The 14,623-nt window shown below is 66.2% G+C and carries 8 protein-coding genes, 3 rRNA genes and 1 riboswitch; of the genes, 1 reads left to right on the forward strand and 10 read right to left on the reverse strand.

Translation table 11 applies throughout. The annotated features are described in order from the left end of the window. Positions 1-28: 28 nt before the first annotated feature. Positions 29-910, reverse strand: a complete 882-nt coding sequence (locus ACSQ11_RS16480) for a Sir2 family NAD-dependent protein deacetylase (protein WP_436007521.1) — start codon at positions 908-910, stop codon at positions 29-31. Between the two features lie 447 nt (positions 911-1,357). Here ACSQ11_RS16480 and ACSQ11_RS16485 point away from each other — a divergent pair, with 447 nt between their 5' ends. Continuing rightward, on the forward strand, positions 1,358-2,299 hold the full coding sequence (locus ACSQ11_RS16485; protein WP_436007493.1) for a LysR family transcriptional regulator: 942 nt from the start codon (positions 1,358-1,360) through the stop codon (positions 2,297-2,299). A 52-nt stretch (positions 2,300-2,351) separates the two neighbouring features. On the opposite strand, the gene ACSQ11_RS16490 is transcribed toward ACSQ11_RS16485, so the two are convergent. The 9 genes from ACSQ11_RS16490 to ACSQ11_RS16530 form a co-directional block, all read right to left on the reverse strand. Continuing rightward, the gene (locus tag ACSQ11_RS16490) at positions 2,352-4,676 is read right to left on the reverse strand and encodes a ComEC/Rec2 family competence protein (RefSeq protein ID WP_436007495.1); all 2,325 of its coding nucleotides are present in this window, start codon (positions 4,674-4,676) and stop codon (positions 2,352-2,354) included. A gap of 86 nt (positions 4,677-4,762) precedes the next feature. Beyond that, positions 4,763-5,692: a helix-hairpin-helix domain-containing protein gene (locus tag ACSQ11_RS16495; RefSeq protein ID WP_436007497.1), complete on the reverse strand. Its 930-nt coding sequence runs from the start codon at positions 5,690-5,692 to the stop codon at positions 4,763-4,765. A 91-nt stretch (positions 5,693-5,783) separates the two neighbouring features. Further along, positions 5,784-6,395 (reverse strand): glycerol-3-phosphate acyltransferase, encoded by a 612-nt coding sequence (locus tag ACSQ11_RS16500; protein ID WP_436007499.1) that lies wholly within the window; start codon positions 6,393-6,395, stop codon positions 5,784-5,786. Positions 6,396-6,405: 10 nt separating this feature from the next. Further along, on the reverse strand, positions 6,406-7,251 hold the full coding sequence (locus ACSQ11_RS16505; RefSeq protein ID WP_436007501.1) for a DegV family protein: 846 nt from the start codon (positions 7,249-7,251) through the stop codon (positions 6,406-6,408). Positions 7,252-7,305: 54 nt separating this feature from the next. Then, the gene (locus tag ACSQ11_RS16510) at positions 7,306-8,724 is read right to left on the reverse strand and encodes an aminotransferase class V-fold PLP-dependent enzyme (protein WP_436007503.1); all 1,419 of its coding nucleotides are present in this window, start codon (positions 8,722-8,724) and stop codon (positions 7,306-7,308) included. Positions 8,725-8,767: 43 nt separating this feature from the next. Beyond that, positions 8,768-8,882: riboswitch (SAM riboswitch) on the reverse strand. A gap of 214 nt (positions 8,883-9,096) precedes the next feature. After that, positions 9,097-9,213: ribosomal RNA gene (gene rrf, locus ACSQ11_RS16515) — 5S ribosomal RNA — on the reverse strand. Between the two features lie 103 nt (positions 9,214-9,316). Then, positions 9,317-12,431: ribosomal RNA gene (locus ACSQ11_RS16520) — 23S ribosomal RNA — on the reverse strand. Between the two features lie 379 nt (positions 12,432-12,810). Next, a 16S ribosomal RNA gene (locus ACSQ11_RS16525) occupies positions 12,811-14,334 on the reverse strand. Together the 16S, 23S and 5S rRNA genes form the textbook arrangement of a ribosomal RNA operon. Positions 14,335-14,441: 107 nt before the next feature. Continuing rightward, positions 14,442-14,623, reverse strand: a 182-nt coding sequence (locus ACSQ11_RS16530) for a hypothetical protein (protein WP_436007505.1), incomplete at its 5' end; no start/stop codon positions are given.

A 14,623-nucleotide genomic window follows, 5' to 3' on the forward strand; every position in this document is an offset into this window, starting at 1 on the left:
CCAGAACTCGTCGGCACATCGTCGCAGGTCAGGCGATGCCGACCGCGACCTGAGAGGCCAGTGCCGACAACGTGACGCCGAGCGACGCATCGATCCGGTGCGTCGTCTCGGCGTCGCCGCGTGTGGGGCCCCTCGTGATGACGACGACCGGTATGCCGTGTGCCGCCGCCCGTCGTACGAACCGGTAGCCGCTCATCACCTTGAGCGAGGAGCCGAGCACGACGAGCACCGGCGCGGCGTCGGTGAGAGCGAAGCAGTGGTCGACGCGGTCGCGCGGAACGGACCCGCCGAAGAAGACGACGTCGGGCTTGAGGGTGTCGTCACCGCACACGAGGCAGCGCGGCGCGACGAAGGTCCGCACCGCCTCGTCCGCGAGGACGATGTCGCCGTCGGGCCGGATCTGGCTGCTCACCTGCGACCCGTCGGGCACCGAACCGAGCGCCCGCGCGCCGAAGCCCGGGTTGGCGTCGTGCATGAACGCCTGCACGAGGTCACGATCGACCCGCTCGTCACAGGTGAGGCAGACGACCTCGGCCAAGGAGCCGTGCAGCTCGACGACGCCCCGGGTGCCGGCGTCCTGGTGCAGCCCGTCGACGTTCTGGGTGATGACGTCGCCGAACACGCCCGACCGCTGCAGGGCGGTCACCGCGAGGTGACCGGTGTTGGGCTCGGCCGCCGTGAACCGCTGCCACCCGATGAAGCTGCGCGCCCAGTAGCGCTGCCGCGCCTCGCTCGTGGCCGTGAACTCCTGGTGGGACATCGGGGTGACCCGTCTGGTGCCGTCCGGCCCGCGGTAGTCGGGAATCCCGGACTCGGTCGACATACCTGCGCCGGTGAGGACGAGCGCAGGTCCGCGCTCGCTCAGCAGGTGCGCCACATCGGCGACGCTCACTGCCCGGGGGACGTCCACACTCACCCGGACATCGTAGGCAGGCCGACCGACAGGGCCCAGTCGCCCGAGGGCGAACGATCTCGGCCACGGCCCCAGCCATGGCCCCAAGCGCACCGGCCATGGCCCCAGGCGCACCGGCACACACCGCGTCGACCCGGCGCCCTCGCCGCCGCTCACTCCCCCGGGCAGGCGTTCTGGTGCACCAGCGCCGAGGTGACCATCCAGCGCCAGTCCGACGAGGTCACGCCCCCGTGCGCCCCGGCACCGCACTGGCACCTCCAGTGCCACCGTCCCAGGGCGTCACAGCTGACGTCCGGGTGGTGGCTGCGGCGGGCGGTCCGCCGTCTGCTGGTCGTTCTCATGTCCAGAAGGAGGACGCATCGTCTCGGCTGATACATGGCGCCTCGCATCACACGCCGTGGCGAGGACTGGAATCTCGATAACCAAGCGTTATAGAATTCATCCGTGATTGATGCAGCGGGTCTCCGGGTCATGCGCGCCATCGCCGACGAAGGCAGCTTCACGGCGGCGGCGCTCTCGCTGGGCTACTCCCAGCCCGCCATCTCGCAGATGGTGCGGCGACTCGAGACACGGACGGGCACCACCCTCGTCGAGCGTGTCGGTCGTAGCGTCCGGCTCACCGAGGCCGGCTCCGTCCTCGCGCGCCACGCCGGACCGGTGCTCTCGGCGCTCGACGCCGCCGAGGAGGAGGTTGCGGCCATCGCCGGGCTCCGCTCCGGCCGGGTCCGCCTCATGGCCTTCCCCAGCGCCTCGGCCACGCTCGTCCCCAAGGCCCTCGCCAAGGTCAAGGCCGACCACCCCGGCGTCACCATCACGTTCAGCGAGGCCGAGCCCCGCGAGTCCCTGGCCGCCCTGCGCGCCGGTGAGTGCGACCTCGCCGTGGCGTTCGTCTACGAGGGCACCGACCTCGGGCGTGGCGAGGAGGACCTCGACGCCTTCGTCACGACTCCCCTGCTCGACGACGAGGTCCTGCTCGCCGTCCCGCACGACCACGACCTCGCCACGTCCAAGGCCACCAAGGCCGACATGGCCACGCTCAAGGACGAGACCTGGATCGCTGGCTGCCCGCGCTGCCGCGGTCACCTTCTCCAGCTCGCGAGCACGGCCGGCTACGTCCCGGACATCGCCTACGAGACCGAGGACTACGTCGCGGTCATGGGCCTCATCGCCGAGGGCCTGGGCGTCGCGGTTATCCCCGACCTCATCCTCAAGACGGTCCACCACGAGGACGTCGTCGCCCTGCCGATGACCCCGGCGTCGCGCCGGCACATCGTCGCCGTGACGACGCCGGACCTGCAGCGCGTCCCCGCCGTCAAGGCCACGCTGGACGCCTTGGTCCAGAGCGCCCAGAGCACCAGCGCCAAGCCCTCCCGCGCCTCCCGCTGACCGGCGCCGGCCCCACGCGTCGGTCGGTGCTTGGGCGCATGCCCATCGCCTCTCACCGTGAGGTGACCACCTCGAGCCGCCCGCCGGGCTCCTCGACGATGGCGACGTGCCCACGTTGGTCGGTGCGGTGGACGGCATACCCGTTGCGAGCGAGCATGGCGAGGTGCGCCGCCGTCGGGTGCCCGTAGTCGTTGTCCTTCCCCACCGAGATCACCGCCACCGGGGCACGTACCGCCGCCATGAGATCGGCGTCGAGGTTCGCACTGCCGTGGTGCGGGGTCTTGACGACGTCGAACTCCCCTGACGCGGCGGCCATGTCCGGGTCACGGCGGAGCCGCAGCAGGAGGTCGTGCGCCGCCTCGCGCTCCACGTCGCCGAGGAGCAGCGCATCGACCTCGCCGACGCGCACGGCGAGGACGACGCTCGCGTTGTTGGGGACCGACCCCGCGGCGATGCGACGCACCGGTGCCCAGACCTCCGCCGTCACATCACCGAAGGCCAACCGGTCTCCCGCCGCCAGGGACGACACCGGTATGCCGTGTGGTCGCGTCCATCCCGTCACCTCACCCACCTGCCAGGCCGGTTCGGCGACCGGAGAGGTGAGCACCTGCCCCACCTCGCGCCCGCCGAGCACACCGGGGAGGCCCTCGACGTGGTCGGCGTGGAAGTGGGTGAGCACGACCGCGTCGACCACCTCGACCCCGAGGGAGTCCAGGCAGCCGTCGACCGCGGGCGGATCGGGCCCGGCGTCCACGACGAGCGCGTGCCCCGGTCCGGTGCGCACGACCGCGGCGTCGCCCTGGCCCACGTCGCAGAACACCACGCGCCAGCCCTCCGGTGGCCACGACACCACGCGCGTGGGCACCGCCATCGCGGCGGTGGTCGCCACGACGGTCACCGCGAGGAGGGGCTTGAGCTGGGCGAACCGAGCCAACCACCGACCGGTGAGCACGACCAGCGCCGTGACACCGGCGAGCAGCAGTGCGCCACGGCCACCGTCGGGCCAGGGCATCGTGCCGCCGGGTACCTCGCTCATCACCCGGGCGGTGCGTGCGATCCCCAGGGTCGGTACGGCGCCGACCCATCCGACGATCCGGGCGGGACCGTCGGCGACGACCGAGACCACCGCCGCCACCACCCCCGCAACGGTGGCCGGCGCGACCAGCGGTGCCGCCACGAGGTTCGCCACCACGCCGATGACACTGACGGATCCCTGGAGGAGAACGATGAGCGGTGCGCACATGGCCTGCGCCGCGACCGGGATGGCGACGGCCGGCCCCACGAACGCCAGTCGGGGTGGCAGGTGACGGGCGATCGCGTCGCCCCACGGGCGGGTGAAGAGCAGCAGTCCCAGCGTCGCGAGCGCCGACAGGGCGAAGCCGAACGACCGGGCCATCCACGGATCGGCGACGAGCACGACGACGATCGCGCCCGACAGGACCGGCAGACCGGCGCTGCGCCGTGACCGGCTCACACCGACCAGACCGATGAGACCCATGGCCGCCGCGCGGACGACGCTCGGCTCCGGACGCGCGAGCACGACGAACCCGAGGATCGCCACCGCCACCACCCACGGTCGCAGTCGCCGGGGAACCCCGAGCAGCACGCAGAGCCCGAGCACCATCCCACCGACGACGGCGATGTTGGAGCCGGAGACCGCCGTGAGGTGGGTCATCCCCGTGGCCTGCATCGCCTCGGTGAGATCCGGCGGGGTCCGACTGGTGTCGCCGATGACGAGCCCTGGCAGCAGGCCGCGGGCATCGGCGGGCGTCGAGTCCACCGACCGGCGCAGACCGGCCCTCAGGTGCTCGGCCACCCGGGCGACCCGACCCGCCGGTGCGATGACCTCGTGGGAGGAGACCCGGAGCACGGCCAGCTCGGGCCGACCGGAGTCCGGCGGCGCGAGCCGACCCCGGAACCGCACGCTGTCGTGCCACCGCAGCGACATCAGGCCCTGGTCTCCGCGGATCGTCACAGGTGCGTGGACACGGCTGGCCCGTCCACGACCCTCGACCCGGTATGCCGTCCCGCGCGCCATGACGACCGGCTCACGTCCCGGACGGGCGGCCGGCGTGAACGGGTCCGAGGTCACCGTCGCGTCGAGGGTGACGACGGCACCCGCCGCGGTCAGGGCGTCGAGGTCCCCCACGGCGCGCAGGGCGTGCTGAGCGCTGCCGGCGAGCTGGAGCAGGAGGGCCACCCCCACCATGAGCAGGAGCCCGGACGATCGCCGCCGCACCACCGCGACGACGGCAGCCGTCGCGGCGAGGCAGGCGACGACCGCCCAGCGCCGAGGAGCCGACCACGTGAGGGTGCAGGCGAGCAACGCCCAGGCCACGAGGGCTGGCGCCAACATCCGCAGGTCGCTGAACCTCACGACCTGTCGCTCCCAGGTCGGCACCTCAGCCTGCGCGTCACCACCACCGGGACGGGACCGGACCGCTGTCTCCGTGCCCCGCGACGTCACAGGGTGACCTTGGGGGTGAGCTGGGCGAGGAGCTTGTCGCCGATGCCGCTGACCTCGCCGAGCTCCTCGACGCTCGTGAACCGACCGTGCTCGGTGCGCCAGTCGAGGATCCGCTGGGCGAGCACGGGTCCGACCCCGGGCAGGGTGTCGAGCGCCGCGAGGTCGGCCGAGTTGAGGGCGACCCTGCCACCCGCGGAACCGGATGAACCGGGTGGGTTCGCCCCACCACTCGTGGCTGCGCCCCCGGCCGAGCCCCCGTCGAGGGGCACACCCACGCTCTCACCCGGTCTGGGCACCACCACCTGCTCACCGTCGACGAGCACCCGCGCGAGGTTCACCGCGGCGAGGTCGGCCGAGCGGGTCGCTCCCCCGGCAGCGGTCACCGCATCCGCGACGCGGGACCCGGCAGGCATCCGGTAGACGCCGGCAGTGCGCACCTGACCGACGACGTGCACCACGAGCAGCCCGGTGGCCGCACCCGCAGCACCGGCAGCACCGGCAGCACCGGCACCAGCGCCGTCGACACCACTGCTCGATGGGGCGGCACCTGTCGACGGCGGCGCCGAGCCGGTGGGTGAGGCCCGAGCCAAGGTCGACGTGCCCCGGCTCACCCCGTCGGTGGCCCCGGGCCCGCGCGCACCGATCGCCTCCCCGTCACCGGCCCCGGTCAACCAGACACGCACCCCGAACACGAGGGCCACGAGCACCACCACGACGAGCACGCCGAGTGCGGCTGACCGGCTCGGCGCCCACCTCGCACCGCTCAGGCTCGCGGGCACCTCGAACAACGGCCCGCGCGACACCTCGAGGGGTCGGTGCCGGCCGCGTTCGGCTCCGGCGACCTCACCCGTGTCGCGGTCCGCACTCGCCCGCACCCGCGCGAGAGCGCGTGGCGAGAGCGGCTCAGGGTCGCGGCGGGACGGCATACGTCGACGGTAGGAAGCCTGCGGGGACGGCCCAAGCGGCAACGTCGGCAGCTGTGGACGACCGGGACCGCCCTACCGTGCTGTGGACAACTCAGGCGGTGAGCCGCCCCGCCCAGATGGCGATGTTGCGGCGGTGGCGGGCCAGGACCAGCAGGGCCATGACGGCGAGCCAGACACCGACGCCACGGTCGATGTCGCTGCTCGCTCGTACAGTGAGAACCACCCCGGCGACGAGCAGGTAGCCGGTCGCCAGCACCGAGGCGTCACCGAGCCTCTTGACGAAGGGCAGGGCCACCGCGAACACGAGGACGGCCACGAGCGCCATCCACGGCGCCACGGCGAGGATCGCGCCGAACGACGTCGCGACTCCCTTGCCGCCGCGGCCGCCGAGGTAGGGGCTGTAGATGTGCCCCAGCACGCACGCGACACCGCCGAGCAGTGCCGCCCACGTGCCGAGCGTGCGGAGCACGACGAAGGTCGGCAGGAAGCCCTTGAGGACGTCGAGGGCCCCGACCGCGATCCCCCACTTGCGACCGATGACCCGGCCGAGGTTCGTCGCGCCCGGGTTGCCCGACCCGACGCTGGACACCTCGATCCCCCGACGGCGACCCACGATGGTCGCGGGGTTGATGCCGCCGATCGCGAAGCAGACCGTGGCCACGACGAGCGCGAGGAGGACCTGGGCCGGGACGGCGAGGTTCACGGCGGTCCGGTCAGGCCCGCGGACTGATCGCGATGGCGAGCGTGCCCGGCCCGACGTGGGCACCGACCACGGCTCCCAGCTCGACGACGACGAGCTCCTCGAGCCCGTCGACACGAGAGCGCAGGCGCTCGGCGAGCTTGTCGGCGCGTTCGAGCGAGTCGAGGTGGTGCACGGCGACGTCGACGCTGTCGGTACCGGATGCGGCCTCGACGGCGAGATCCTCGAGGCGGGCGATGGCGCGAGACGAGGTCCGGACCCGTTCCAGAGGGACGATGGCGCCGTCACGCAGACCGAGGATCGGCTTGATCGCCAGGGCGGACCCCAGCAGGGCGTTCGCCTTGCCGATCCGCCCGCCACGCCGCAGGTGCTCCAGGGTATCGACGTAGAAGACCACGGTCGCCGCATCGCACCGGGCGCGCACGAGGTCCGCGACGTCCTGCGCCGAACCACCCCGTGAGGCGAGTTCGGCGCCGGCGAGCACGGCATACCCCATCGCCATCCCCATCGACCGGCTGTCGACGACGGTCACCGGCACCGGCGACGAGTTCGCGGCGAGCTGCGCGGACCCGAGGGTGCTCGACATGTCGGCCGAGATGTGGACCGAGACGATCGCGTCGGCACCCTTGTCGGCGAGGTCCTGGTAGACGTCGAGGAACGCCTGCGGCGCCGGTCGGCTCGTGGAGACCGGCGTGAACGTCCGCAGGGCCTCGGCCACCTCGCCGGGCCCGATGTCGACGCCCTCGCGCCGCTCCTGACCGCCGACGACGACGTGGAGCGGCACGACACCGATGCCGTGGGCGTCGACCAGCTCGGGAGACAGGTATGCCGTGGAGTCGGTGACGAGTGCGGTGGTCACGTCCCGAGGCTAGTGCTCACGACGCCGCGCCGTGGCCACCGTGCCGAGGGTCGGTCACCAGAGCAGGTCGACGAGCGTCTCGCGCTGGTCCTCGACCGGCACCCAACCGCGTCCCTCCACCTGTTCGTATGCCGTCCCCGGCCCGTCCGCGGCCAGGCTCGCCACCGCGGCGAGGAGCCGCTCGACGTGTGCCTCTGTCGTCGCGAGACCCGCACTGACCCGGACGGCGGTGGTCGTCCCCGCCTCCTCGTCGGACAGGAGCGCGTCGACGAGGAGGTGAGCGCAGAACTTGCCGTCGCGCACCCCGATGCCGTGCTCGGCGGACAGCGCCGCGGACACGAGCGAGGACTCGAGGCCGTCGACGGTGAAGGTGACCACCGGAGCACGGTCGGACTCGTCCCCGAAGATACTGAACGTCTCGACACCGTCGATGTCGCGAAGACCGGTGACGAGCCGCTCCGTGAGCCTGCGCTCGTGCGCCTCGATCGCGCCGCGGTTCTCACGGACGGCCGCACAGGCGGCCGCCAAGGCGATCGCGCCCAGGACGTTGGGTGTCCCGCCCTCGTGACGGGCCGGTCCGGTCTTCCACGTCGTCGACAGGGGGCCGACCGCGGCGGTGGCCCCTCCGCCGGCGAGGTAGGGCGCGGCCTTGTCGAGCCAGTCGGACCGGCCGACGAGCACGCCGGCGCCGTACGGCGCATAGATCTTGTGCCCGCTGAAGGCGACGTAGTCGACGCCGAGAGAGTCGAGGTCGATACGGCGGTGACCCGCGAACTGCGCGGCGTCGAGGGCGACGCGCGCCCCGCGACCGCGGGCGAGGGCAGCGAGGCGCTCGACCTGCCAGTACTCCCCCGTGACGTTGGACGCGCCGCTGAGGACGACGAGCGTCGACGAGCTCGTGCTCCGCTTGAGCGCCTCCCGCAGGAGCGCCTCGGCGTCCTGGTGGGTGAGCGGCACGGGGAGCCGGGTCGTCCGGCGCTCCTCCCACGGCAGCAGGGTCGCGTGGTGCTCGGTCGCGAAGACGATGACCTGGGTGCGCCGCGGCAGCGCCTTGGCCAGCAGGTTGAACGAGTCGGTGGTGTTGCGGGTGAAGACGACCTCGTCGCCTTCACGGGCACCCACGAAGCGGGAGACTTCGTCACGCGCCGCCTCGTAGTAGTGGCTCGAGACCTGGCTGGTCCAGCCCTGACCCCGGTGAACGCTGGAGTACGTCGCGGTCGCCTTCTCGACGGCAGCGACGACGCTCGCCAAGGCAGGGGTGGAGGCACCGTGGTCGAAGTTCGCGTACTCGACGAGACGGCCGTCGCAGGTGGGCACCGTGGGAGCTGCCACGACGGCGGGAACGGCGACGGTGGAACCGCCGCGGCTCGAGCCCGGTGCCCGCGGCGCTGCAGCGGGTGCGGGCACGGAACGCAGCCACGGCTGGCGGCGGTCCCGGGTGATGGTGTGCGGAGTCGAGCTGGCGATGGACATCTACTGCTCCCTGGAGAGTCGGTGGACCCTCGAGGTGCTCGTGAGTCCGCGCTTGCCGACTGCGTTGCTGCAGCCGACCAGGTCGTCACCCGGAGCACCCCACCGCGGAGGAGGGTTGCCGACCAGCAAGCCGGGGCTATGCGCTGGTACTCATGACCTTGTGCACCGACTGTAGCGCCGGCCACCGCCCTCGAGGGGCACGTTTCACCATCTGGGAACCCGCCCTCTCTCGACACCCCGACGTTCACCCGACGAACGTCACTCGGGACAACCATCTCGCCGCGTTCCGATTCCGGCGCCTGGAATGGCGCAGGACAATGTCCAGAAATGAGAAATGGCCCGCCGGGTGGGCGGGCCATTTCTTGAATGTTTGTCCGGCTGCGTCCTACTCTCCCACACCGTCACCAGTGCAGTACCATCGGCGCTGAAGGGCTTAGCTTCCGGGTTCGGAATGGAGCCGGGCGTTTCCCCTTCGCTATGACAGCCGAAACTCTATGGAGATGTCAGTGGATTCACACCCCGTGTTCTCGGGGGTCCCGACCGTATCTCGGGAACTGCACAGTGGACGCGAGCACAACAAAATCTTTTGGTGTGTATCAAGTTATCGGCTTATTAGTACCAGTCAGCTACATGCATTACTGCACTTCCACGTCTGGCCTATCAACCCAGTAGTCTAGCTGGGAGCCTCTCGGACACGAGGTCCATGGAAATCTCATCTTGAAGCGTGCTTCCCGCTTAGATGCTTTCAGCGGTTATCACTTCCGAACGTAGCTAATCAGCGGTGCTCTTGGCAGAACAACTGACACACCAGAGGTTCGTCCATCCCGGTCCTCTCGTACTAGGGACAGCCCTTCTCAAATTTCCTACGCGCACAGCGGATAGGGACCGAACTGTCTCACGACGTTCTAAACCCAGCTCGCGTACCGCTTTAATGGGCGAACAGCCCAACCCTTGGGAGAGACTCCACCCCCAGGATGCGACGAGCCGACATCGAGGTGCCAAACCATGCCGTCGATATGGACTCTTGGGCAAGATCAGCCTGTTATCCCCGGGGTACCTTTTATCCGTTGAGCGACGCCGCTTCCACAAGCCAGCGCCGGGTCACTAGTTCCGACTTTCGTCCCTGCTCGACATGTCTGTCTCGCAGTCAAGCTCCCTTGTGCACTTACACTCGAAACCTGATTACCAACCAGGCTGAGGGAACCTTTGAGCGCCTCCGTTACCTTTTAGGAGGCAACCGCCCCAGTTAAACTACCCACCAGGCAATGTCCCTGATCCGGATCACGGACCGAGGTTAGATATCCAGAACGACCAGAGTGGTATTTCAACGTTGACTCCACCGACACTGGCGTGCCGGCTTCACAGTCTCCCACCTATCCTACACAAGCCGTACCGAACACCAATACCAAGCTATAGTAAAGGTCCCGGGGTCTTTCCGTCCTGCTGCGCGTAACGAGCATCTTTACTCGTAGTGCAATTTCGCCGAGTTCATGGTTGAGACAGTGGAGAAGTCGTTACGCCATTCGTGCAGGTCGGAACTTACCCGACAAGGAATTTCGCTACCTTAGGATGGTTATAGTTACCACCGCCGTTTACTGGGGCTTAAATTCTGAGCTTCGACCTTACGATCTAACCCGTCCTCTTAACCTTCCAGCACCGGGCAGGCGTCAGTCCGTATACATCGTCTTGCGACTTAGCACGGACCTGTGTTTTTAGTAAACAGTCGCTTCTCCCTGGTCTCTGCGGCCGTTCAGGCTAGTCCGTGAAGAACTTCACCCTCTGGGCCCCCCTTCTCCCGAAGTTACGGGGGTATTTTGCCGAATTCCTTAACCATGATTCACTCGATCGCCTTGGTATTCTCTACCTAACCACCTGAGTCGGTTTGGGGTACGGGCGGCTCGAACCTCGCTAGAAGATTTTCTTGGCAGCATAGGATCACCCTGCTTCCCGCATTCGCGGTCACTATCAGGTCTCAGGACATGTGTGACACGGATTTGCCTATGTCACTCCCTACACCCTTGGACGTGGACTACCATCGCCACGCGGAGGCTACCTTCCTGCGTCTCTCCATTGCTTGACTACTACCAGATCGGGTCGCGCGCTCCGCCCGCATCGGTCCGAAGACGTCAGCGGGTTTCAGGCGCTTAGCATCAAAAGGTTCGTCATGGGCGGTTCTTCGCCGGTTCCGGAATATCAACCGGATGTCCATCGACTACGCCTGTCGGCCTCGCCTTAGGTCCCGACTTACCCAGGGCAGATTAGCTTGACCCTGGAACCCTTGGTTATTCGGCGGACGGGTTTCTCGCCCGTCATTCGCTACTCATGCCTGCATTCTCACTCGTGTGGCCTCCACGGCTGGATCACTCCGCCGCTTCCCTGGCCACACGACGCTCCCCTACCCATCAACACGCTTGGACCACCAACCCGCAGGTGTGGTGGCCGGGCAATATGTCAATGCCACAGCTTCGGTGGTGTGCTTGAGCCCCGCTACATTGTCGGCGCGGAATCACTTGACCAGTGAGCTATTACGCACTCTTTAAAGGGTGGCTGCTTCTAAGCCAACCTCCTGGTTGTCAATGCAACTCCACATCCTTTCCCACTTAGCACACGCTTTGGGACCTTAGCTGGTGGTCTGGGCTGTTTCCCTCTCGACTACGGAGCTTATCCCCCGCAGTCTCACTGCCACGCTCTCACTTACCGGCATTCGGAGTTTGGCTAACGTCAGTAACCTGTTGAGGCCCATCGGCTATCCAGTAGCTCTACCTCCGGTAAGAAACACGTGACGCTGCACCTAAATGCATTTCGGGGAGAACCAGCTATCACGGAGTTTGATTGGCCTTTCACCCCTACCCACAGCTCATCCCCTCAGTTTTCAACCTAAGTGGGTTCGGTCCTCCACGACGTCTTACCGTCGCTTCAACCTGGCCATGGGTAGATCACTCCGCTTCGGGTCTAGACCCAGCGACTCATACGCCCTGTTCGGACTCGCTTTCGCTACGGCTTCCCCACACGGGTTAACCTCGCCACTGAGCACTAACTCGCAGGCTCATTCTTCAAAAGGCACGCTGTCACCCCACAAGGAGGCTCCAACGGATTGTAGGCACACGGTTTCAGGATCTATTTCACTCCCCTCCCGGGGTACTTTTCACCTTTCCCTCACGGTACTTGTCCGCTATCGGTCACCAGGGAATATTTAGGCTTAGCGGGTGGTCCCGCCAGATTCACACGGGATTTCTCGGGCCCCGTGTTACTTGGGATAACTCTCTGAAGTTCACGATGTTTCGTCTACGGGGGTCGCACCCTCTGTGCCGGGCCATTCAATGCCCTTCGACTACACCGCGAATTTTTGACTCCATGCCAGGATGTCAGTCCTGACCGAGAGGTCCCACGACCCCGTACCTGCAACGCCTGACAGCTATCACACAGATACGGTTTAGCCTCTTCCGCTTTCGCTCGCCACTACTCACGGAATCGCGGTTGCTTTCTCTTCCTGTGGGTACTGAGATGTTTCACTTCCCCACGTTCCCTCTACTCACCCTATGTGTTCAGATGAGAGTGACTGGACTTGCCTCCAGCCGGGTTTCCCCATTCGGAAATCCACGGATCACAGTCTGGTTATCGACTCCCCGTGGCTTATCGCAGATTCCTACGTCCTTCTTCGGTTCCTGGTGCCAAGGCATCCACCGTGCGCCCTTAAAAACTTGATACGCAAAGATAAAGATGCTCGCGTCCACTGTGTAGTTCTCAACATACGGGCGGCCCACCACCATGCGCTGCAATGCCTACCCAACACCCACCCACCAGGGGCAGAGCTGGACGGTTCACCAGCGGTGACAGTCCTGACCGGATACCGGCCTGACGATCCGAGCTTGACGCCCGAGCCCTCAGGACCCAACAACGTGTCAGGCGCCGACCCGACACACCACCACGTTCCACACCCACCCCCCACAAAGGGAAGCCGGCTGTACTTGCGTGCAGTGCACGAGACGACGCCAAATAATCGATGTTCCACCCTTGAGCACCTGCCGTCCCACAGGCGGGGACGAAACAGGGCCTGGACCACAAAACGTGGCCAGTGCTCCTTAGAAAGGAGGTGATCCAGCCGCACCTTCCGGTACGGCTACCTTGTTACGACTTAGTCCCAATCGCCAGTCCCACCTTCGACGGCTCCCTCCACAAGGGTTGGGCCACCGGCTTCGGGTGTTACCGACTTTCGTGACTTGACGGGCGGTGTGTACAAGGCCCGGGAACGTATTCACCGCAGCGTTGCTGATCTGCGATTACTAGCGACTCCAACTTCATGGGGTCGAGTTGCAGACCCCAATCCGAACTGAGACCGGTTTTTTGGGATTCGCTCCACCTTGCGGTTTCGCAGCCCTTTGTACCGGCCATTGTAGCATGTGTGAAGCCCAAGACATAAGGGGCATGATGATTTGACCTCATCCCCACCTTCCTCCGAGTTGACCCCGGCAGTCTCCTATGAGTCCCCACCATCACGTGCTGGCAACATAGAACGAGGGTTGCGCTCGTTGCGGGACTTAACCCAACATCTCACGACACGAGCTGACGACAACCATGCACCACCTGTATACCGACCTTGCGGGGCACCCATCTCTGGATGTTTCCGGTATATGTCAAGCCTTGGTAAGGTTCTTCGCGTTGCATCGAATTAATCCACATGCTCCGCCGCTTGTGCGGGCCCCCGTCAATTCCTTTGAGTTTTAGCCTTGCGGCCGTACTCCCCAGGCGGGGAACTTAATGCGTTAGCTGCGGCACGGATCTCGTGGAATGAGACCCACACCTAGTTCCCAACGTTTACGGCATGGACTACCAGGGTATCTAATCCTGTTCGCTCCCCATGCTTTCGCTTCTCAGCGTCAGTAGTGGCCCAGAGACCTGCCTTCGCCATCGGTGTTCCTCCTGATATCTGCGCATTTCACCGCTACACCAGGAATTCCAGTCTCCCCTACCACACTCTAGTCTGCCCGTACCCACTGCAAGTCCGGGGTTGAGCCCCGGATTTTCACAGCAGACGCGACAAACCGCCTACAAGCTCTTTACGCCCAATAATTCCGGACAACGCTCGCACCCTACGTATTACCGCGGCTGCTGGCACGTAGTTAGCCGGTGCTTCTTCTGCAGGTACCGTCACTTGCGCTTCTTCCCTGCTGAAAGAGGTTTACAACCCGAAGGCCGTCATCCCTCACGCGGCGTCGCTGCATCAGGCTTTCGCCCATTGTGCAATATTCCCCACTGCTGCCTCCCGTAGGAGTCTGGGCCGTGTCTCAGTCCCAGTGTGGCCGGTCGCCCTCTCAGGCCGGCTACCCGTCATCGCCTTGGTGAGCCATTACCTCACCAACAAGCTGATAGGCCGCGAGTCCATCCCAGACCGAAAAACTTTCCACACACTCCCCATGCGAGGGTGTGTCATATCCGGTATTAGACGCCGTTTCCAGCGCTTATTCCAGAGTCAGGGGCAGGTTACTCACGTGTTACTCACCCGTTCGCCACTGTTCACCCAAGAGCAAGCTCTCGAGGTCACCGTTCGACTTGCATGTGTTAAGCACGCCGCCAGCGTTCGTCCTGAGCCAGGATCAAACTCTCCGTTGATGATTGCTATCCCCCAGCCAAAGCCAGGGAAAAACATTACCCACAAAGGGTTGTACAAATCCTGGCTGAGCAAGAACAACCAGCAAAAAACTGCTGAATGATCATTGTCAACCAAAGGAAAAAAATTCGTTCGCCACGACAACAACACAACCCCAGAACAGGGGCCGCGCCACCACCGCAACGAGACGAGGTATTGGCATCGATTTTTGACACGCTGTTGAGTTCTCAAGGATCGGACGCACACCATCCACCAACCCGCAGGCCAGCATCAAGGGCAACCACTCAAAAC

The organism is Knoellia sp. LjRoot47, from assembly GCF_964253435.1.
Classification (GTDB): Bacteria; Actinomycetota; Actinomycetes; order Actinomycetales; family Dermatophilaceae; genus Knoellia.

Excerpts from the sequence above, each read along its gene's own strand:
- ACSQ11_RS16495 (WP_436007497.1), bottom strand. The coding sequence starts at position 5,692 with ATGCCGTCCCGCCGCGACCCTGAGCCGCTCTCGCCACGCGCTCTCGCG.
- ACSQ11_RS16510 (WP_436007503.1), bottom strand. The coding sequence starts at position 8,724 with ATGTCCATCGCCAGCTCGACTCCGCACACCATCACCCGGGACCGCCGC.